This is a genomic window from Denitrobacterium sp. (assembly GCF_056180635.1).
This window is the reverse complement of record NZ_JAZZJS010000043.1, coordinates 1-20,776: the sequence shown is the minus strand read 5'-3', so window position 1 is coordinate 20,776 and position 20,776 is coordinate 1. Positions and strand designations below refer to the sequence as shown.

The following is a 20,776-nucleotide window of genomic DNA, read 5'->3' as shown; positions in this document are numbered from 1 at the left end:
TCGTGTTCCGGTCTCGTGCGTCCTGCTGCCCGTAATTGAAAGAGCCCCGTGGGGCTCTTTCTGTTCTCGGTTCTCCTTATAGCCGGTGCTATAGGTGGAGTGCTTGAGCATCCTTGCTAGCTTGCATTGCCGCATTAAGTGGGTACAATGTTGTCATCTTAGTGTCAATTATGTAGGAGGGGATTATTGATGAAAAAGATGACCGTATTCGTTTCGATGTTTGCACTTGTTGTGGCTTTATCGCTTGCTGGGTGTGGCAGTTCGTCTACCAGTAGTTCTTCAAGCGGAACCTCTTCCGCCTCTTCCGATACGTCGTCGTCCCAGTCTAGCTCGTCGCAGTCGTACACCCTGGGCTCGACGGTGGAGTTCGACGACCTTTCGATTACCTTTGGCAATAGCGTTGAATTCACCACGCTTTCCAACGAGTTTAGCGACCTCAACGGGCGCGATATTGTGGTTGTCCCCGTGACCATCACCAATAACAGCAAGGAAACGCATGGCTTGAACATGTTCTACGTCAATTCGTATGGCGCGTCTGGAACCAAGCTTGATTCGGTGTACGCGTATTTCGATGATGGGATCAGCACGTTTGACGATATGCGTAGCGGGGCTTCGCTCGAAGGTCACCTTTATATGCTGTATGACGGCGATGGCGATTATGTTATTGAGCTCGACAAGCTTGTAGGTGCTAAGACGGAGGTAACCATCCCGGTGCAGAAGGCGTAGCATATCTTGGTTGGTTGAAGGGAGAGCTAGCCAATATCGCTGATGCGTGTTTTGCTTCGAGGTGCTGACGCAGGTCAGCACCTCTTTTTTTATTGACGGGCGATGGGCTTCTCGTGAAGAAGGGGCTTGTCGTGCCTACAGCGCGCGCATGCGCACCGACATGTCGATGGGCTTTGCCGTGTAGAGGCACGTTGTCGCAATGCCGTCGACTCCTGTTGCCGCATATGCCGCCGCATTGTTGACATTCACGCCACCTGCGGCGATGAGCGTGATACGCGGATTGATGGCGCGGATTTGGCGTACGAGGCTTGCCAGCTCCTCTACGGGGACCTTGTCGAGTTGCAGGCCATCGATGTCCGTTTCCGCGAGTACGAGCGCTCGTTCGGGCGATGCCTCGACGAAGAACTTCTTCTCGATGCAGCGTTTACGCAGTTCGGGGATGCGCTTCAGGAACGCGTCGAAACCGCCTAGGAACGTGATGTGGTGGTCGAATACCAACACGGTTTCGGAAAGCCCCAGCCTATGGGGAAATGCGCCACCCGCCATGATGGCCTCGGCAAGTAGGTCTTTGCAGCCGGGCATGCTCTTGCGCGTGGTAAGCACTTCGCAGTTCGGGTTCCCCTCGTGCGCTGCGTCGACCATGGCGCGCGTTTTCGTGGCTACTGCCGAAAGATGATCGAGCGTGTTGAGCCCGACTTTCCAAACTTGGTGGAGCGCGCTTGCGGGTCCCGTGACCGAAGCAATCGTCTGATTGGGGGAAACGCTCGTTCCGGAAGCGCGAAGCACCTGCGCTTCGCAGCCTGCGTTGCGCGCGAGACGTGCGACGATTTCCGCTCCCGCCACGACGCACGCTTCACGCGAGAAGTACTCCATTTCGCCTGGCGCATCGCTTATGCCCAGAACGGCGGACGTAAGGTCGATATAGGGAACGTCTTCCTGCATGAGGTAATCGAGGCGTGCGTTGGAGAAGCGGACCATAGTACTTCCTTTGAGAATAACGTTTAACTGCGCTTTTGCTATGGTACCGCACCTTTGGCGCGCGTGGTGCGCCGGTTGTTGCGCGTTTTGAGCGATTAGAGCTGGCTGATGAGGTTGTCGGTTTCGCGCGCGATGCGCATTTCTTCGTCGGTGGTCACGACGCAGATCTTGATGGGGCTATCGTCGATGCTGATGATGCGATTCATGCCTATTTGCCCCGTAACGTCGTTGCGCTCCTTGTCCAGAATCATGCCCATATGCGCGAGCCCTGCGAAAATGCGCTCGCGCAGGTCGGCGGAGTTCTCTCCGATGCCAGCCGTCATTACGACGGCATCGGTGCGCGTCATGGCGGCGTAGTACGAGCCAATTGCCTTCTGCACGCGGTAGACGTACATGTCGATGGCCAGGCTCGCGCGTTCGTCGCCGCGTGCCGCCGCCTCAAGCACGTCGCGCATGTCGGCGGACGTGCCGCTGATGCCCAGCACGCCGCTTTCGCGGTTGAGGATGCGGTCCATCTCGTCGAAGGAGCGCCCCTCCTCGCGCATGATGTACGTGATGATAGCTGGGTCGATAGACCCCGAGCGCGTGCCCATCATCAGGCCTTCCAGGGGCGTGAAGCCCATGGTGGTGTCGATGGAACGCCCGTGGTTCACGGCGGTGATGGATCCGCCGTTGCCCAGGTGGCATGTGATGAGGCCTAGGTCGCGCAGGGGCCGCCCCAGCAGGTTGGCTGCTTGCTGCGCGGCGTAGCGGTGGCTCGTGCCATGCGCGCCGTACCTGCGGATATGGTACTTCTCGTAGTACTCCATGGGCAGCGGGTACATGTAGGCCTTCTTGGGCATGGTCGCATGGAACGCCGTGTCGAAGACGGCTACTTGCGGCGTATTGGGCAGCAGTTCGCGCATCATGTCGATGCAGCTGTCGGCGTGGGGGTTGTGCAGTGGCGCGAGCTCTTCGCATTTTGCCAGGTTGCAGCGTGCCTCTTCGTTGATGAGCGTGGCTTTCGTGAAGTATTCCCCTCCTGCGACGATGCGGTTCCCGATGGCCTCTATTTGGTCGAGCCCGGAAATGGGGGAGTCGGTTTCCTCGACCATGATGTCGAGGAGCTTGCGAAGGCACTGCGAAACGGTGAGGTTTGCGGCGGAATAGGTGGTCTTCTTGAAGTCGGGGGCGAAGCTCACGGCCATGCTCGCGTGGGGCGTGCCCACTTTCTCGGCAAGGCATTTCATGCGCGTGATCTTGCCTTCGGTTTCGATGAGCTGGCTTTTCAGGGAAGAGCTCCCTGCATTGACGACGAGCACGAGCATGATTGCCCCCTTCGCCTAAAGCATGGGCGCCGCTGCGGGCGCCCATGCGTTGCGGTTTCCTAGTTACCCGATAACGAGTTCGGGGTTGTCCTTCGTCACGATTTCCTTCGCAACGATTTCGGCGCCCAGGTACTTCACCATGAGCTCGGCGAGTTCGTCCATGGCTTCCCGCAGCTCGCCAATGCGTTCGGGCTCGATGCATTCCATGGCAACGAATTCCTCGGTGGTGGCATCGTTGACTTCGGTGCGCTGGCCATCGCGCCAGTTCCAGCAGCGGCAGATGGCGCCCTGCTCGTCGTAGTACGCGATTTCGCCGGGCAGGGGCGGTTCCTGCTTATCGGAGCCGATGGGGAGGAAGTCCTCGCCGCCCCGCATGGCGCCCAGATGGATGTCGCCCACGAACGCGCCCCTGTTTTCCACGCCGATGGGGAAGGCGTATTTCAGCGAGATTGAGTTCGTGATGTCGACCGAGGGGGCAATGGTTCCCACGGGATTGCCCTTCAGCACGCGCTTGAGCAGGTTCTCGATCGAGCAGCGTGCGCCCTTCTTCGTGGGGAACTTCTGGTATGCAGCGCGCCATGCAGCGGGCACGGCGTTCTGCGAAATGGTGTTGCTCGTGAGGTATTTGTTAGCAGCTTCGTTCGCGTCGTTCAGAAGCTGGCGCACTTCGACGGCTTCCTGCTCGGAAAGCTCCTTCGCCTCCTGTACGCCCTTGAAGGAGAGGATGGCGATAGCTGAATCGGGGAAGAGCTCCCACAGCGATTGGTCGGCGATGAATTTCTGCATGTTTACCTCCATATCATCAATGGTTCTTCGAGTATAGCAGATGAATATGCGAAGCCTTGCATGCCGTGCTTTCGGAACAGCCAGGTGAATGGGCAGAATTCAACCATTTGAATACGAGTTCGCTATTGCCAGCAATCGCCTTCTGTTTTCGGTTTCCTTTTCGCGATGCTGCGATAGAATAGCCCAAAAGAATAAAGGACGCGGCGTATGGCCGGTCCGGCAAACGCTAGGAGCTTATATGATCGAAGCAAGCGACATGCAAGGCATAATCAAGGGCATCACGGCGAACTACGCCAACGAAGAGGTGTGCCTGAGCTGCATCGACCGTCATTTCCCCAGTAGGGGTGCCATTATCGATATCATCAAGGAAGTGCGTCGCGTGCTCTTCCCGCGTTACTTCAGCGACGATATGGCCACGCTGCATCGTTCCGATTACTTCATCGGCGAATCGCTCAGTCGCATCGAGCATCAGCTGTCCATACAGGTGCGCGAGGCGTTTCTCTTCGAGGATGCCATCATTAGCCCCGAAGAGCTCGAGAAGCGCGTCGATGCGGTAGTGCAGACGTTTCTGCGCCGTCTTCCCGAAGTGCAGCGCGTGCTGCTTACCGACGTGCAGGCCGCCTTCGATGGCGACCCTGCGGCATCCAGCAAGGAAGAGATCGTCTTCAGCTACCCGGGCCTGTTCGCGATTTTCGTGCATCGCATCGCGCACGAGCTCTATCTGCAGAACGTGCCGCTCATTCCGCGCATCATGAGCGAGTATGCGCACGACCATTCCGGTGTCGACATCAACGCCGGCGCAACGATTGGCGAGTACTTCTTCATCGACCACGCCACGGGCGTCGTCATCGGCGAAACCACGGTTATCGGCAAGCACGTGAAGATCTACCAGGGCGTTACGCTGGGCGCACTTTCCACGCGCGCCGGTCAGGGCCTGCGTGGCGTGAAGCGCCATCCTACCATCGGCGACAACGTCACCATCTACTCAAATGCCAGCGTGCTGGGTGGCGAAACGGTCGTGGGCGCGGGCTCTGTCATTGGCGGTAGCGCTTTCGTCACCAGCAGCGTTCCCGAAAACGCGCGCGTGAGCCTGAAGGCCGAAGTCAACGTTCGCCAGAGCAAGCCGCGCGATCCTCAGGCATTCGAAACGGTGTAGCCGCATTCGCTTTCATATCCAATGCGAAGGCCCCGCAGCTCGTTGAAGTTGCGGGGCCTTGTTCGTTAGTCGATGGGAAGCTGATAGAGGCGCTCGTACAGCTCTTTCTGCTCGTCGCTTTCGATGCTGCTGCGGAACGCGACGCGCCCTTGCTGGCTTGCCGGGGCTTCGATTCCGTGCTGCTGTAGCTTGCGTTTCGTGTGGCGTGCGGTGCCTTCGCCACCGTCGAAGAACGGCACATCACCCATGATGGATGCGATTTGCCGCTTCACGAAGGGGTAGTGCGTGCAGCCCAGCACGATTGCGTCGACGTTGCCCTTGTAGGGGGCAAGCTTTTCGGCCAGGTAGTCGTGTATTTCGGCCGAGTCCAGGTTGCCGGTTTCGATGAGGTCGGCAAGGCCGGGGCATGCGAGCGTGTGGATTTCGGAATTGCTGCCCCAATGAAGCGCCAGCTCGTGAAACTTCTCGAGCTTGAGCGTGGCGGCGGTGGCCATAACCAGGATGCGGCCATGCGCGAAGGCGCGCGCAGCGGGCTTTAGTGCGGGCTCGATTCCGATGATGGGGATGTTTGGCCAGGTGGCGCGCAGCTGTTCAGCGGCGGCGCTCGTGGCTGTGTTGCAGGCGATGACGATGGCCTTGCAGCCCGAATCTATCATGCGCGTGGCGATGCCGTTGGATAGCCTGGCAATGGTTTCGGTGCTCTTGTCGCCGTAGGGGGCATGGGCGGAGTCTCCGTAGAAGAGGAAATGCTCGTTCGGCATGGCTTGCACCAGCTCTTTCAGCACGCTGATGCCGCCTACGCCGGAATCGAAGACGCCTATATAGTTTCTGAATTCTTCCATGGGGTGTATCCTACCGCACTTGCGATGCGCGCGCGGTTTGGACATGAAATAAGCGTCGCACGGTTGCAGTTTGTTGTCGTTAGCCCTGATGCATGGCCATTGCACTATAATACGCATCAACGATTGGATCGTCAGTTCCCAGGAACAGGGGGTTTGCCATGGCAAACGTGGGAGATGGTTTCAAGAACGTTTTTCTGGCTGGTATCGGCGCGATGGCGATTACCGGCGAAAAGGCCAAGGAATTGGTTGACGTGATGATCGCCAAAGGCGAACTCACTGTCGAGCAGGGGAAAGATATCAATTCCGAACTCACGCGCAAGGCGGCTGATGGCGCGGCTCAGGTCCGCGACGCTGCACTCGAGGCGCGCATGTCGTTTATGACGGAAGAGGAACGCGCCGCTTTCGTGGCGAAGGCTGCCGAGCTTGCCGAAAAGCTCAACGCCAAAGATGCCCAGCCCGTCGACGTTACCGCCGAAGTTCAGGAAGTCGAAGAGGTTAAGGCCGAAGACGCCGAATAACCGCTTGTAAGGTACGCCCGTGCCCGACAACAATCTGCTTCGATACATTTTCAATTCGGGGTCGGAAATCGACCCCGAGCATAAATTCGACCTTTCGCGCAAGGCGCGCACGCGTCGTCTGCGCGAGATCACGAGCATCGTGCGCAAGCATCATTTCTTCTCGGGCATTACGCCGGAGGAGTTCCGCGCGATGATCGAGGACCTTGGTCCCAGCTTCGTGAAAATCGGCCAGACGCTTTCCACGCGTTCCGAGATTCTGCCGAAGGTGTATTGCGAGGAGCTCGCGAAGCTCCAGGCGCAGTGCGACCCTCTGCCGTACGACCAGATGCACAAGGCGCTCGAGGACGAATTCGGCGCCGAGCGCATCGACGCGCTCTTCGATGCCATCGACCCCAAACCGCTGGGGTCCGCTTCGCTTGCCCAGGTGCATAAGGCGCGCCTCGTAAGCGGGGAAGTGGTGGCCCTTAAAATCCAGCGTCCTGGCGTACGCGTGAAGATGGCGCTGGATATTGCCATCATGCGCACGCTCGCGCACCGTGCGACGCGCATGGTGAAGGGCGACCAGATGCTCAACCTGAACGACGTGGTCGAAGAGCTCTGGTCGACGTTCCTCGAGGAAACCGACTTCCTCATCGAAGCGAGCAACCTCGAGGAATTCGCGCGCTTGAACGAGGGCGTTCGCTTCATCACGTGCCCCAAGGTGTATCGCGAGCTCTGCAGCGAATCGGTGCTCGTCATGGAATACGTCGAGGGCATCTCCATCGCCGACATCGATCAGCTGAAGAAAAATGGCTACGACCTCGAGGAAATTGGCGAGAAGCTCATCGACAATTACGCAACGCAGATTCTGGAGCATGGGTTTTTCCATGCCGACCCGCATCCGGGCAATATTCTCGTGCGCGATGGGCAGATCGTCTACATCGACTTGGGTATCATGGGCCGTCTTTCCCCGCGTGACAGGAACGGCTTTGGAAATATCATCCATGCGATTGGCGTCCAAAGCTCTTCCGAGCTGAAAGATGCCTTGCTCTCGTTTGCCGTGCAGCGCGACAATACGGCAATCGACCACGCAAGCTTCCTGGCCGAACTCGACCTCATGGTGGCCGATTATGGCTCCGTCGAGGTGGCCGACCTGGACATCGGCCTGTTCCTCAGCGACGTGTTCACGCTGACGCGCTCCTCCAAGGTCACGCTTCCCCCGTCGGTCACGAGCGTGTCGCGTGGCATCGTAACCATGGAAGGCACCATCGCGCCATTTCTCAAGAGCAGCAATGTCATCACCATTATCAACAACCATCTGAAGAACACCGAAGACCCCATCGCCACGGCGCGCGATGCGCTCGAAGATGCCGCGCTCGATATGCGCCGTGCAGCCAAGGGGCTCACGGGTGCAGCTGCGTATTCTGGCGAGGCCCTGCGCATGCTCACGCGCGGGCAGGTTAAGGTGAACATGGACCTCATTGGCTCCGAGGCTCCCATGGCGAACCTTTCGAAGATCGTCAACAGGCTCAGTTTGGCCATCATCGATGCTGGCCTGTTCATTGGTTCGAGCCTTATGTTGTTCGTAGGCGGCTCCGTTAGCATCGTGGGCGTGCCGGCCCTGTCGTTTTTTGGCTATCTGGGAGCGTTCGTCCTGTCCATGATCGTGGTTGTTGATATCATCAGGCGCGGATAAAACACGTTCTTAGGAGCCCCTATGAAAATCGGCATCATCGGCGCTATGGAAGTCGAGGTCGATACCCTCATCGATGAGCTTTCCAGCCGCGCTGCCTCGCAGTATGCGGGGATGGAATTCAACGAAGGCCTGCTCGATGGCGTTGAGTGCGTCGTCGTGCGCAGTGGCGTGGGCAAGGTGAACGCCGCACTGTGCGCGCAGATTCTCATCGCCCGCTATGGCGTGAGCCATGTGCTTAATACCGGCGCTGCGGGTTCTCTCGACGCCAGCATCAACATCGGCGATATCGTGGTTTCCACCGACTGCGTGCAGCATGATGTCGACGCGACGATCTTCGGGTACGAAATCGGCCAGATTCCCGGCATGCCCGTCTCGTACGAGTCGAGCGAATTCATGGCGGAGCGCATTGTTTCTGCTGCTCAAGCAGCCGCGAGCGACATTGGCGCGCATCGTGGGCGTATCGCGTCGGGCGATCGCTTCGTGGGCGATGCCGAAACGAAAGCGCGTATCATCGACGATTTTTCCGCGATTTGCTGCGATATGGAAGGTGCGGCCATTGCACAGGCATGCAGCATTAACGGCATACCGTTCGTGGTGGTTCGTTCCATTTCCGATAAGGCCGATGGCAGCGACTTCGTTTCGTACGACGAGTTCGAGCGCAAGGCCGCGCGCGACAGTGCCCGTATCGTGCGTGAGGCGATGCGCGAGTTTGCGCGCGAAGCGTAAATCCTCCCCGATAGCTCAAGAGCCCTCGCTGCCGCATTGGCGCGAGGGTTCTTTCGTTGCTGCGCTAGTGCAGGGGGCGTTTCTGGTAGAGGCCGTCATCCACGAAGCCGCGCTTGCGGTAGTAGGGGCGCGTGCCCACGGAGCTGATGACATTGATGCCCGTATAGCCTGCGTCTTTCGCGATTTCGCATGCGCGCTCGATGAGCTTCTTGCCCAGGCCCAGATGCTGTGCGGTTCCGTCATGCCCGTCTATGTGCGCGGCGCTGCCGTATACGTGCACTTCGCGAATCATTGCGTCGTTGGGGCTGGTGGGCAGCTCGCCTGCGCCGTATTTCGCCTGCGCGTCCCTATGGGGGAGCGATAGGCGCAGAAAGCCCGCGATGCGTCCATCGGGAAGCGTCCATTGCAGGAATCGTTCGCTTGTCGCCTGGGTCTCATAGGGGTAGACGCCTAGCGTGAGTTCGCCGGGGTCGATGTCGCTACCGGCAATCTCGCGGAAGCGAATCTCCCTAACGTGCGCATTGCTTTCCCGAAGCTTCGACTCGACCATCTGGCGCAGGTTCGTCTTCTTGTTGCCCGCTTCGATGTCGTTCGACGAGAAGTCGCGGATCATGCGAGAGATGCGAATGAATGGCGGCGTGTTCACGACGTCCTGCGCGAGCACGTTCACAAGCGTTTCTTCGTCGTAGGGCGCCCAGGAGCCTTCGCGATAGAGTAACTCTAAGTCGGTGCCCGCGATGAGCGCGGTAGGGTAGAGCTTCACTTCGTCGGGCTGGTAGGGTGCGCCCGTAACGAACGTGCGGTAATCGCTTATATCGCCTTGCGGCGTTGCTTCCGCCAGGTTCACCATGAAGTGAGCGTGGATCTTGAAGCCAAAGAGGCGGAGCAGATCGAATGCGTTCTGTATCGTGGCGAGGCTGAGCTTGCGGTTGTTGGCGCGCAGGATGCGTTCCTGCAAGCTCTGCACGCCTATCTGCACCTTCGTGCATCCGTATGCGCGTAGTTTCGTGAGCGATTGTGGCGTGATGGCGTCGGGGCGCGTTTCGACTACGAGGCCCACGACGCGGTGCGCGGCTTCCTCGTTGCGCGCATGCTCATGCTCGAGTTCGCTGAACGTGGCTCTTTGCCAGTTTGATGCGTTCTGCCATGCACCCGTCTTGTAGAGTCGCGTCACGCCTTCGTTGAAGCTAACGCGCCCGTCGCGTATGTCGCGCTGCAGCGTGCATGTTTGGCGCTCGAGGTCTTCCTCGTCGCGCGCGATGCCCGCGCTGGCATAGGCCTCCTGCCGCGATTTCCACGTTTCCATTTCGATGGCGTGGTCGTTCAGCGCGCGGAAAAGCTCTTTTACGAACCAGATCTGGTATGACTCGGGGTAGTCGGTGAACGTTCCTCCGAGGACGATGAGCTCGACTTTATCGGTTGCGTGCCCCATCTGAACGAGCGCTCGCAGGCGAGCGCCAACTTGCAGGTACGGGTCGAAATACGCCCGCTCCGCGCGCTGGCATGCCGGTTCGGCGTGCAGGTAGCTTTTCGGCATGCGTATGTCGTTGGGGCAGTATATGCAATTGGAGCCGCAGGTCCAGGGCTTCGTGATAACGGTGATGGTGGCAACGCCCGAGGCACTTCTGCGCGGCTTCATGCGCAGCTCCTTGAAGAGCTCCGTTTCCTCTTCTTGCGTGATTTTCCATGATTCCCAGAGGGTGGGGTTTCGGTCCTTCACGCCGAGGTAGTACGGCAGGATCTTCTTCTTCGCGTACGTGCGCGTGCTTTCATGATTACGCGCGTTGTAAGCGCGCAGGAGCGCGTCGAGCGACTTCTGGTCGAGCGCGCCGTTGCTACGTAGCAGGGCGAGTATATCGGTGAAAAGCTGTTCCATGAACCGAGTATATGCGTTCGAAGGGCCCACCAGGACGTTTCTTGCACCCAAATCAAATAATGTATTGACTTACGTTACCCATGATTCTATCCTGACGATATAACGTATGAACAGATGTGCATATGTAGTAAGGAGGCGTTATGGATACCGAAGCAACCATCGATTGCGTTCTGCCCGAGGGCGAGGTTCCCAGCGAGGAAATGCTCTACGATTTGGCCGACCTGTTTAAGGTGTTCGCCGACACAACGCGCATTCGCATTCTCTATGCTCTTATCGAGCGCGAGCGCTGCGTTGCCGAAATCGCCGAAGTCGTGGGCGTGTCGCAGAGTGCCGTATCGCATCAGCTTCGCATTTTGAAGCAATCGCACCTGGTGCGCTTCCGCAAAGATGGCAAGCAGATCATCTACGCGCTTTCCGACGACCATGTGTACACCATGCTTTCCCAAGGTATGTCTCATATTTGCGAATAGCGAAAGGAATAGAAATGCGCAAGGTAATCAAGCTCGACGGTGAAATCTGCCCCAATTGCGCTGGGAAGATCCAGAGTCGTATCGAGAAGCTCGATGGAGTAGCCTCGGCAAGCGTTAACGCGATGACGCTCAAGTTCACGCTCGATGCCGATGATGCGCTGTTCCAGGACATTCTTGGTCAATCCGTAAAGATTTTCAATGATATCGAGCCCGATTGCGAAGTGCTCGTCTAGGTAGCGCATCCTGCTCATGAAACTTAAGCTGACTAAGAAACAAACGAAGCTCTTCAAGCGAATCGTTGTTGCCCTCTCGATTTTCGTCGTTTTGGAAATCCTTTCCGAAGGGTTCCATGTCTTCGATTCCATTCCGGGCGGTATCTGGATAGAGTTCGCTCTGTTCCTCGTACCGTACCTCATTGCTGGTTACGACGTGCTCGCCGGCGCATGGCACGGCATTCGTCACAGGCAGCCACTTGATGAGAACCTGCTCATGGTGATTGCCACTATCGGCGCCTTCGCCCTCGTGTTCTTTCCCGAGGCGGAGCCTCATATGGCAGAGGGCGCAGTCGTCATGCTTTTCTTCCAGGTGGGCGAGCTGTTCGAAAGCTACGCCGTTGGCAAGACGCGTCGTTCCATTGCCGATATGATGGACATCGCGCCGGAATTTGCCAATCTGAAGAAAGATGGGCAAATTATCGAAGTTGGCCCCGATACTATCAAGGTTGGTTCCTTCATTGTCGTGAAACCGGGCGAACGCGTGCCTCTGGATGGCGTGGTCGTGGAAGGCTCGTCCCAGCTTGATACAAGCGCCCTCACGGGCGAGAGCGTTCCGCGCGTCGTGGAGGCTGGGTCCGAGGTAATCAGCGGTTGCGTTAACATGACGGGCCTCCTCACTGTGCGCACCACGAGCGTCTACGGCGAAAGCACTGTGCAGCGCATTTTGGAGCTCGTTGAAAATGCGAGCGAGAAGAAGGCGCGTACGGAGAACTTCATCACGCGTTTCGCGCGCTACTACACGCCAATCGTCGTGGGACTGGCCGCGCTCATCGCACTTGCGGGCCCGCTGGTATTGGGAGGCTCGCTTTCCGCGAGCGTGCAGAGCGCGTTGGTGTTCCTGGTGGTTAGCTGCCCCTGCGCGCTGGTCATTAGCGTGCCCCTCTCGTTCTTCGGCGGCATTGGCGCTGCTTCGCGATCGGGCGTGCTGGTGAAGGGCTCGAGCTATCTGGAAGCGCTCTCGCAGGTCGACACGGTCGCGTTCGACAAGACGGGCACGCTCACCAACGGCACCTTTGGCGTGGTGGCCATCCATGCTGCCGAGGGCATCGACGCGGAATACGTGCTTTCCTACGCGGTACATGCGGAAGCGCATTCGAACCATCCAATTGCCATCTCGCTGCGCGAGAGCTATTCCGGCGTGGTTGACGCGAGTCGCATCGAGCATGTGGAGGAGCATGGCGGCAAGGGCGTCTACGCGCTCGTGTCGGCTCACAAGGTGCTTGTGGGCAACAATCGCATCATGGAGGAGGCCCAGATCGAGTACCCCGAATGCGAGCTCGTGGGCACCATCTTGCATGTGGCGGTCGACGGCGAGTACGTGGGGCATATCGTCATTGCCGACGTGGTGAAGGAAGATGCGAAGGAGGCTATCGCGAGCCTGCGCGCTTCCGGCGTGAAAACGAGCGTCATGCTCACGGGCGACTGCGAGGAAGTTGCGGCGGCCGTTGCCTCGGAATTGGGCGTCGACGAATATCGCGCTCAGCTTCTGCCGCAGAATAAGGTCGATATCGTGGAGGAGCTCCTCGAACGCGCCGACGCGAAGCATAAGGTTGCCTTCGTGGGCGACGGCGTGAACGACGCGCCCGTGCTCATGCGCGCCGACGTGGGCATTGCCATGGGCGCCATGGGCAGCGACGCCGCCATCGAAGCGGCTGACATCGTGCTCATGGACGACCGACCTGGCAAAATCGCGTATGCGATTGGCCTTGCGCGCAAGACCATGCGCATCGTTCGTCAGAATATCGTGTTCGCCATTGGCGTGAAGGTGCTCATCATGATTCTGGCCCTGCCGTTCATCGGCATCGCGAATATGTGGCTTGCCGTGTTCGGCGACGTGGGCGTGAGCGTCATCGCGATTCTGAACGCCATGAGAACGCTTCGCATGCGCAGTATGTAGCGCGTGTTGCGCGGGCGAAAGAATAGCTTGCCGGCTTGCCGGCGCCTGTAATGCGGCTGGTGTATTCCAGCCGCATTTGCATGTGCCGCATGCGTATTCGCCGCCGCTTTCGCGCTTCGAAAGTCACGTATTGGTATCAATCAGTTGTACGCAACTTATTTTGGGGCGTATACGGTTAGTATCCATTGAGCATTTTTCGTTTGAGGAAAAGGTTCTCGTGCGTTCTATTAGGTATTTGAAGCCCTATGTGGGCATCGTTCTGGTCATCGTCGTCTTGCTTGCCGTGCAGGCAGCATGCGACTTGGCCATTCCCAAGTTCACTTCGGAAATCGTGGATGTTGGCATCCAGCAGTCGGGCGTGGAGGCGGCCACTCCGCAGGAAGCGCTCGAACTGGTGGAGCAGTATCGCGCCGAAGGCGTCGACGTTGCCGCCATCCAGCAGGCATATCTCTTGCGCACGGGTGCCGCCATGCTGGGCGTCACGCTTCTGGGCGTCGTCGCGGCCGTGTCCATCTCGTTTTTGGCGAGCCGCGTTTCCGCGTCCATTGGCCGCACCCTGCGCGAGCAGCTATTCGGGAAGGTCGTCGCGTTTTCCGAGGCCGAGACGAACTCCTTCTCCGTCGCCTCCCTCATCACGCGCGCCACGAATGACATCCAGCGCATCCAGATCGTCAGTTACATGCTCATGCGCATGGTCATTTACGCGCCCATTCTGGCTTTGGGCAGCATCGTGATGGTTATCACGTCCAACGCCTCCATGACGTGGATTATCGGCATCGGCATCGCAGTGGTCCTGCTTGTGGTGGCCCTTCTGGTGTATTTCACCATGCCGCAGTTCAGGCGCATGCAGAAGCTCATCGACAAGGTCAATCTCGTCGCGCGCGAGATGCTTACGGGCATTCCCGTCATCCGGGCGTTCAATCGCCAGCAGCGCGAGGAGGAGCGGTTCCGCGACGCGAGCGACGACTTGAAGCGCACGCAGCTATTCGTCAATCGCGTCATGTCGTTCATGCGTCCCGGCATGATGCTCGTCATGAATGGCATGTCGGTGCTCATCGTGTGGGTTGGCTCGTCGGCGGTGGCGGCTGGCGACATGCAGACGGGTGACGTCATGGCGTTCGTCACCTACACGATTGCCATCGTTTCGAGTTTCATGATGCTTTCCATGCTCGCTATCCTTCTGCCGCGGGCCGAGGTTTCGGCGAAGCGCATCGATGAGGTGCTCGAGGCCGAGCTGTCGATTGCCGATTCCGAACATCCTCTCGATGACCAGCGCGTTATGCGTGCGGGTGCCGAAATCGAGTTCCGCGACGTCACGTTTTCCTACGAGGGGAGCGAAGAGCCCGTGCTCTCGCACGTGAGCTTCAAGGTGTCTTCGGGCAACATGGTCGCGCTCGTGGGCCCCACGGGTTCGGGCAAGTCGACGGTGCTCAAGCTCATCATGCGCGATTTCGACCCGCAAAGCGGCGAGGTGCTCGTGGATGGCGTGGATGTGCGCAATCTGTCGCTCGATGCGCTGCGCGGCACCTTCGGCTACGTTCCGCAGAAGTCGTTCCTGTTCAGCGGAACGGTTGCATCTAACATCTCCTACGGCTCCGATGACATCGATAGCGAGGCGGTGCATCGTGCGGCACAAGTCGCGCAGGCATCCTCGTTCGTGGAGGAACTTTCCGATGGCTACGACTCTTCCATTTCGCAGGGCGGAACGAACGTTTCGGGTGGGCAGCGGCAGCGCCTTGCCATTGCGCGCGCCTTGGCGATGCATGCGCGAGGGTTCCTGTTCGACGACAGCATGAGTGCGCTCGACTACGCCACCGATGCCGCGCTACGTCGCGCGCTCCGGGAGGAGCTGGGCGATTCGACCTGCGTAATCGTGGCTGCACGTATCGCCACCGTTTCCCAAGCCGACTGCATCATCGTCTTCGACGAGGGCAAGGTCGTTGGCATGGGCACGCATGAAGAGCTGCTCGCGTCGTGCGGTACCTATGCGGACATCGCGCGTTCCCAGTTGAAGCTTGGCGACGATGCTCGTCCGGCTGGCAACGAGGCAGCAGGGGAGGTGCTCTAGCATGGCTCTACGTGGTGCTGATTTGCAGCGCAGCGCCGATAGGCGCCGCAGGCCGCATGGTCCGCGCGGTATGGTCGGCGAAAAGCCGCGCGATTTTCGTGGCGCGTTGCGGCAGATAGCCGCTATGCTCTCGCCATATAAGGGGCGCCTGTTCCTAGTGTTCGCGGCTGCAATCGCCTCGACGGCGTTTTCCGTCGTGGGTCCGAAGGTACTTTCCCAGGCGACCACGATCCTCTACGAAGGCTACGTGGCGAGTCTTGCGGGCGAGGGCTCCATCGACTTCAATGCAATTGGAACGACGCTGCTCATCGCCCTGGCAATCTACCTCGTCTCGGCGTTCGCCTCGTTCGCCCAGGGTTGGCTTATGTCCTTCGTTACGCAGGATGCCTGCTTCCGCCTGCGCGAGCGCATCAGCCAGAAGATCAACCGCATCCCCATGGGCTATTTCGAGAGCGCGTCTACCGGCGATGTGCTCTCGCGTATCACCAACGATGTCGACACGCTTGGCCAGAGCCTGAACACGAGCCTCACTACGCTCGTCACCTCGTTCGTGACGATTGTGGGCGTCGTGGGCATCATGCTCTGGATCTCGCCCATCATGGCGTTGGCGGTGTTTCTCATCCTTCCCGTCTCGGCCGTGCTTCTGGGCATGGTCATGAAGCGTGGCCGCCGGTACTTCCGCATGCAGCAGGATGCGCTTGGCGAAATCAACGGCGTCGTCGAGGAGGTCTTCTCGGGCCATGAAGTGGTGAAGGCGTTTCGTCGCGAGGATGCTGCGGCCCAGGTTTTCGCCGCGGCGAATGACCGCCTGTACGAATCGGGCTGGAAGTCGCGTTTCGTGAGCGGCCTCATGATGCCCGTCATGAATGTCGTTACTAACATGGGCTACATCGTCGTAGCGGTCCTGGGTGCCTTCCTGGTCGTTGGCGGTTCCATCACCGTGGGCGACATTCAGGCCTTCATCGTGTACGTGAAGGACTTCACGCAGCCCGTTCAGCAGATTACGCAGGTGGCGAACGAGCTTCAGACGATGGCTGCCGCCGCGGAGCGCATCTTCGAGTTCCTGAACGTGGAAGAGGAGCGCGAGGAAGGCGCGGACGATATCGATGCGGTGCGGGGCGATGTGGCATTCGACCACGTGTCGTTCTCGTATGAGGAAGGCGAGCCGGTCATTCGCGACTTCTCGGCGCGAATCGAGGCGGGCAGCATGGTTGCCCTGGTAGGCGCGACGGGCGCGGGCAAGACCACGCTCGTGAAGCTCCTCATGCGCTTCTACGATGTGGATGACGGCGCCATTACCGTCGATGGACGAAACATCTCCTCGCTGCGCCGGTCGAGCCTGCGTTCGCATATATCGATGGTGCTCCAGGAGACCTGGCTCTTCAACGGGACGATTCGCGAGAACATCAGGTACGGAAACCTTGCAGCTACCGATGAGGAAGTGGAGGAGGCCGCGAAGGCGGCGCACGCGCATCACTTCATCATGTCCCAGCCCGGTGGCTACGACATGGTCATCAATGAAGACGCTACGAACATCAGCGCGGGGCAACGCCAGCTCATCACCATCGCGCGAGCCATTCTGGCTAACCGCTCGATGCTCATCCTCGACGAGGCAACGAGCTCGGTCGACACGCGTACGGAAGCGCAGATTCAGCTTGCCATGGATAACCTCATGAAGGGCCGCACGAGCTTCGTGATCGCGCATCGCCTGTCCACGATTCGCGACGCCGACCTCATCCTCTGCATCGACGGGGGAGACGTGGTCGAGCAGGGTACGCATAGCGAGTTGCTGGCGCGTGACGGCTTCTATGCAAGGCTCTACAACGCTCAGTTCGACAAGTTGGGGTAGCGATGCTTGCGCCTTCTAGGGCGAACGCTATAATACTTCATTCGAGTGATAAACCCCCATAGCGGAAGTTGGAGTATGGAAGAAACGGAATCGGTTACGCATAAGCCTGTTGAGCTGGTGCTTTACGATTTTGACGGAACCTGCATCCGCGGGAACTCGCCCGTGCTCCTCGTTCGCTATCTTCTCTTCCGCGGCAAGCTCAACTTTTTCCGTGCCCTGGGCATTGGTTTTTGGGCCATCGCCTACAAGTTGCGCCTGCCCCAGAACGAGAGTTGGGTGCGCTCCCAGGTCTTCACCGCGTTCGGCGGGCAGAAGGCCGGCGAGGTCGACGAGTACCTCATGCGCTTCTACGACGAGGTTATCGCCGAGCGCGTTCGCCCCAGTGCCATCCAGAGCATGAACGAGCACCGCGAAGCCGGGCGCGTCGTGGTCATCGTCTCCGCCACGTGGCAGGCCATCGTTCGCCGCGCCATGGACTTTCAGCCCATCGACCACGCCGTTTGCACGCGCATGGAAGTCGACGGCGACGATTGCTACACCCGGACTGTGAAGGGTTTGCCTGTTGAAGGTACCGAAAAAGTGTCAGCTTTGCGGCGATACGCCGATGCCGTTTTTGGAAAGGGTAGTTGGATGGTATCTTATGCCTATGGCGATCATCATTCCGATGTCCCTATGCTCGAAATGGCCGAAAACCCCGTTGCGGTCACTCCCGATTCCACGCTTACCAGGGAAGCACGCCGCCGAGGTTGGCAGATCGCCCAATGGCAAGACTAAGGAGATGGTGGTATGTTCGGTAGAACCCCCAGCTCGGGAAATACATCTGGTCAAGATAACGAAATCAGCAGCGCGCAGGGCTTTCTGCGCATGGCTGCACGCGCCTACGAAAGCGAACGCCTTTCCCAGGCCGCGCATTTGTATATCGCTGCGTTCGACACGGCAAACCAGGGTCATGGCGAGGTAGAGCCCCAGTATATCGAGGGCTTGCGTCGCGCCTGGAACATCGCGTGCAAGCTGAAGGAGCGCGCGTTGGCGGAATACGTGTTCGAGAAGCTCGAACCGTATGCAACGGGCGAGGAAACGGCGCGCAATGCCGAAGCCTTACAGAGCATGGCGCTCGAGAAGCTCGAGGAATTCGGCTTCACACACGACGAGGTTCAGGATATGTCCGAACTGCTCGGAGTCGAGCCCCCTTCCGATGACCAGGATGAAGATTCCCGCGAATCTGATAACGAGACATTCACGTATGCCGACCTTATCGGCTACGACAAGGCAATCAAGAAGATGCGCGAACGCGGCATCGGCATGGGCGACGACGTTGAATTCAACGAGTTCATGGAAATGCTCTCGAAGCGCCATGGCCTGGAATCCATTCCGTCGGTGGAGACGATTCTCTTCCGCTCGCAGGCGAGGGAAGATGCCAATCGCTTCATGCTCGCCACGGCCGGCGAACTCGGCCTGCCCGTTGTGCGCATGTTCATGGACGTGAGCCCCCAGGGCTATCCGGTGCTCTGCATCATGACATCCCGCGAGTTCCGCGGCAAGGCGAAATTCTCGCACACGGGCTTCCAGGGCCCTGCCGTTCTCATGCTCGAGAACATCGACATGTGGGGAGCTCCCGTTTCCGTCGACTCCGAAGAGGGCGACGGAGCCTTCCCGCAGCAGCTCACGCGCGGCGCTCGCGAGGCCATAAACTTCATTCGTGCGTCGGTTGAGCATCCAGATGTGTGGGTTCTTGCTTCATGCGGCGAAGAGAAGGATCTGGAACCGTTTTTCTATGATATTCTTCACCCCGTCGATATTGTTCAGATCGATACGCCGGGTAAGCGGGAACGCGCCGCAATATGGCAGCATGCATGCGCGCTCTTCCCGTCGCTCCGTTTCCTGGATCGAGATGAACTGATCTCCTACTCGAAGCATATGACGCGATTCGACATGTACACGGCTGCACGCAACGCCGTCGAGCAAGCGTACAACCAAAGCGTTCGCAAGCGTACGTACATTCCGGTCACGAAAGAGAACCTGTACGAGAAGATCGCGTTGTATCAGCCCATCGATTCGAAGGAATATCGCGCCTTGGAAGAGTCGCTGGTCGATTCGCTTCGCATAGAGCTAGACAAGAAAGATACTGATTTTTTGGGTAAGGATGGAAAATAATGGAGTTAACACGTCGTTGTGACTATGCGTGCCGCATTCTTCGAGCTGCGTATAATCACAGAGACCAGTATGTTTCCATTGCAGAAGTCGCCGAAGAGGAAGACATTCCCTACGCTTTCGCTCGAACGATTCAGCATGACTTGGCTAAAGCTGGCTATGTGCATACCACGCGCGGTTCTCGCGGCGGTCTGAAGCTATCGCTCGACCCGAACAAGGTCACCATTCTCGATGTGCTCTGCGCTCTGCAGGGCCCGGTGACCATCTCCAATTGCGCAGCCGACCCCGAAACCTGCACGCGCAGCGCGCGCTGCTCCTTCAACAAGGTGTGGCAGGCAGCCGACGAGGTGCTGAACGCCCTCTTCGCTTCCATCACCCTTCAGCAGGTGTTCGATGGCGGCACGAAGGAAGACTTCCTGCGCTACGTTCATGCGAGCGTCGCCAACGCCATTGGCCTCGACGTCGAAGCCCTTGCGAAGGCCGGCGTGCACGAGCCCTCCGATTACATGGACATTCACAAGCGCGCCGCCGAGCTGGCTGCCGAAGCCGAGTAGCTCGGCCTAAAGGGGCATCTGCCATTCATGACGGGTCAGACGGAGCCCATGCTCTCCCTTTCCGCGTTCCGCGAGCGCGTATACGAGGCGGGGGAGCGCTATGAGCGCAACGGCCTTCCGTGGCGCTACGTCGACGACCCGTACGCTGTGTATCTATCTGAGGTCATGCTCCAGCAAACGCAGGTTAAGCGCGTGCTGGAGTACTGGCCTCGTTTTCTTGAGGCGTTTCCCACGCTGGGCGATCTTGCCCAGGCGGAATCCTCTGCCGTGTTGGAGCTGTGGCAGGGGCTGGGATACAATCGCCGTGCTCTTTCGCTTTTGAAATGCGCGCAGGAATGCCAGGATCGCTTTGGCGGGGCATTGCCGGAGGGCGAGGACGACTTGCGTTCCCTGCCTGGAATCGGGCCCTCTACCGCGGCTGGCATCATCGCGTTCGCCTACAACCGGCCTTCGGTGTACATCGAGACGAACGTGCGCACCGTGTTCATCGATCAGTTTTTCCCGGGAAGCGACCAGGTAAGCGACAAGCAGCTCGAACCCCTGGTGCGCGATGCGTGCCCTGATGACGATGCGCGCCGCTGGTACTATGCGCTGCTCGACTGGGGCGCGCATATCAAGCAGACGAAGGGCAATGCCTCGCGCCGATCGAAATCCTATACGCGCCAGAGCAAGTTCGAGGGTTCGCGCAGGCAGAAGCGCGCATTCATCGTGCGTGAGCTCCTTTCGCATCCGGGAATCCCCGTCGAGCACATGAAGTCCTCGCTCGATGCGTTCGAGTTATCTCAGGGCAGGGAAATCGTTCCGCAGGATGCGTATGCGTCCATTCTTTCCGATTTGGAGCGCGAGGGGTTCTTGCGCTTGGAAGCGGGAAGGCTCTTCTCGTAGGCGCTACGCCACGGGGTAGCAGCCCAGCACCTTCACT

At 58.9% G+C, this 20,776-nt stretch carries 19 protein-coding genes; 14 read left to right on the top strand and 5 right to left on the bottom strand.

What is annotated here, in order from left to right:
- Nucleotides 1-189: 189 nt before the first annotated feature.
- Complete coding sequence (locus tag AC04P6_RS04085) at nucleotides 190-726, top strand: hypothetical protein (protein WP_475565324.1); 537 nt, start codon at nucleotides 190-192, stop codon at nucleotides 724-726.
- 135 nt (nucleotides 727-861) lie between these two features.
- Here the strand turns inward: AC04P6_RS04085 and modD are convergent, their stop codons facing one another.
- The 3 genes from modD to AC04P6_RS04070 all read right to left on the bottom strand — a co-directional run bounded on the left by modD (nucleotide 862) and on the right by AC04P6_RS04070 (nucleotide 3,797).
- The gene (modD, locus tag AC04P6_RS04080; RefSeq protein WP_475565323.1) at nucleotides 862-1,704 is read right to left on the bottom strand and encodes a ModD protein; all 843 of its coding nucleotides are present in this window, start codon (nucleotides 1,702-1,704) and stop codon (nucleotides 862-864) included.
- 95 nt (nucleotides 1,705-1,799) lie between these two features.
- The gene (locus AC04P6_RS04075; protein WP_475565322.1) at nucleotides 1,800-3,011 is read right to left on the bottom strand and encodes an acetate/propionate family kinase; all 1,212 of its coding nucleotides are present in this window, start codon (nucleotides 3,009-3,011) and stop codon (nucleotides 1,800-1,802) included.
- 63 nt (nucleotides 3,012-3,074) lie between these two features.
- The gene (locus AC04P6_RS04070) at nucleotides 3,075-3,797 is read right to left on the bottom strand and encodes a B3/B4 domain-containing protein (protein WP_475565321.1); all 723 of its coding nucleotides are present in this window, start codon (nucleotides 3,795-3,797) and stop codon (nucleotides 3,075-3,077) included.
- Between the two features lie 238 nt (nucleotides 3,798-4,035).
- On the opposite strand from AC04P6_RS04070, the gene AC04P6_RS04065 reads away from it, so the two are divergent.
- The gene (locus AC04P6_RS04065) at nucleotides 4,036-4,953 is read left to right on the top strand and encodes a serine O-acetyltransferase (protein WP_475565320.1); all 918 of its coding nucleotides are present in this window, start codon (nucleotides 4,036-4,038) and stop codon (nucleotides 4,951-4,953) included.
- 65 nt (nucleotides 4,954-5,018) lie between these two features.
- On the opposite strand, the gene murI is transcribed toward AC04P6_RS04065, so the two are convergent.
- Nucleotides 5,019-5,795, bottom strand: coding sequence for a glutamate racemase (murI, locus tag AC04P6_RS04060; protein WP_475565319.1), 777 nt, complete (start codon nucleotides 5,793-5,795; stop codon nucleotides 5,019-5,021).
- Between the two features lie 158 nt (nucleotides 5,796-5,953).
- Here murI and AC04P6_RS04055 point away from each other — a divergent pair, with 158 nt between their 5' ends.
- The 3 genes from AC04P6_RS04055 to AC04P6_RS04045 are packed head-to-tail and all read left to right on the top strand — an operon-like array spanning nucleotide 5,954 to nucleotide 8,714.
- On the top strand, nucleotides 5,954-6,313 hold the full coding sequence (locus tag AC04P6_RS04055; protein WP_475565318.1) for a hypothetical protein: 360 nt from the start codon (nucleotides 5,954-5,956) through the stop codon (nucleotides 6,311-6,313).
- Nucleotides 6,314-6,332: 19 nt separating this feature from the next.
- Nucleotides 6,333-7,988, top strand: a complete 1,656-nt coding sequence (locus AC04P6_RS04050; protein WP_475565317.1) for an ABC1 kinase family protein — start codon at nucleotides 6,333-6,335, stop codon at nucleotides 7,986-7,988.
- A gap of 21 nt (nucleotides 7,989-8,009) precedes the next feature.
- Nucleotides 8,010-8,714 carry a 5'-methylthioadenosine/adenosylhomocysteine nucleosidase gene (locus tag AC04P6_RS04045; RefSeq protein ID WP_475565316.1) on the top strand — a complete coding sequence of 235 codons (705 nt, stop codon included), beginning with the start codon at nucleotides 8,010-8,012 and terminating at the stop codon, nucleotides 8,712-8,714.
- A 64-nt stretch (nucleotides 8,715-8,778) separates the two neighbouring features.
- On the opposite strand, the gene AC04P6_RS04040 is transcribed toward AC04P6_RS04045, so the two are convergent.
- Nucleotides 8,779-10,590, bottom strand: a complete 1,812-nt coding sequence (locus AC04P6_RS04040) for an elongator complex protein 3 (RefSeq protein ID WP_475565315.1) — start codon at nucleotides 10,588-10,590, stop codon at nucleotides 8,779-8,781.
- Nucleotides 10,591-10,730: 140 nt separating this feature from the next.
- Here AC04P6_RS04040 and AC04P6_RS04035 point away from each other — a divergent pair, with 140 nt between their 5' ends.
- From AC04P6_RS04035 to AC04P6_RS03995, 9 genes are all read left to right on the top strand, one after another.
- Nucleotides 10,731-11,060 (top strand): ArsR/SmtB family transcription factor, encoded by a 330-nt coding sequence (locus tag AC04P6_RS04035; protein ID WP_475565314.1) that lies wholly within the window; start codon nucleotides 10,731-10,733, stop codon nucleotides 11,058-11,060.
- A gap of 14 nt (nucleotides 11,061-11,074) precedes the next feature.
- Complete coding sequence (locus AC04P6_RS04030; RefSeq protein WP_475565313.1) at nucleotides 11,075-11,293, top strand: heavy-metal-associated domain-containing protein; 219 nt, start codon at nucleotides 11,075-11,077, stop codon at nucleotides 11,291-11,293.
- 16 nt (nucleotides 11,294-11,309) lie between these two features.
- Nucleotides 11,310-13,232: a heavy metal translocating P-type ATPase gene (locus AC04P6_RS04025; protein ID WP_475565312.1), complete on the top strand. Its 1,923-nt coding sequence runs from the start codon at nucleotides 11,310-11,312 to the stop codon at nucleotides 13,230-13,232.
- A 217-nt stretch (nucleotides 13,233-13,449) separates the two neighbouring features.
- Nucleotides 13,450-15,300: an ABC transporter ATP-binding protein gene (locus AC04P6_RS04020; protein WP_475565311.1), complete on the top strand. Its 1,851-nt coding sequence runs from the start codon at nucleotides 13,450-13,452 to the stop codon at nucleotides 15,298-15,300.
- A gap of 1 nt (nucleotide 15,301) precedes the next feature.
- Nucleotides 15,302-17,149 (top strand): ABC transporter ATP-binding protein, encoded by a 1,848-nt coding sequence (locus tag AC04P6_RS04015; RefSeq protein WP_475565310.1) that lies wholly within the window; start codon nucleotides 15,302-15,304, stop codon nucleotides 17,147-17,149.
- A 75-nt stretch (nucleotides 17,150-17,224) separates the two neighbouring features.
- Nucleotides 17,225-17,923 carry an HAD family hydrolase gene (locus AC04P6_RS04010; RefSeq protein ID WP_475565309.1) on the top strand — a complete coding sequence of 233 codons (699 nt, stop codon included), beginning with the start codon at nucleotides 17,225-17,227 and terminating at the stop codon, nucleotides 17,921-17,923.
- A 12-nt stretch (nucleotides 17,924-17,935) separates the two neighbouring features.
- Nucleotides 17,936-19,303 (top strand): ribonucleotide reductase subunit alpha, encoded by a 1,368-nt coding sequence (locus AC04P6_RS04005; RefSeq protein ID WP_475565308.1) that lies wholly within the window; start codon nucleotides 17,936-17,938, stop codon nucleotides 19,301-19,303.
- Complete coding sequence (locus tag AC04P6_RS04000; protein ID WP_475565307.1) at nucleotides 19,303-19,854, top strand: RrF2 family transcriptional regulator; 552 nt, start codon at nucleotides 19,303-19,305, stop codon at nucleotides 19,852-19,854. The genes AC04P6_RS04005 and AC04P6_RS04000 overlap by 1 nt, the downstream gene beginning before the upstream one ends.
- A 27-nt stretch (nucleotides 19,855-19,881) precedes the next feature.
- Nucleotides 19,882-20,739, top strand: a complete 858-nt coding sequence (locus AC04P6_RS03995; RefSeq protein WP_475565306.1) for an HhH-GPD family protein — start codon at nucleotides 19,882-19,884, stop codon at nucleotides 20,737-20,739.
- Nucleotides 20,740-20,776 lie beyond the last annotated feature (37 nt).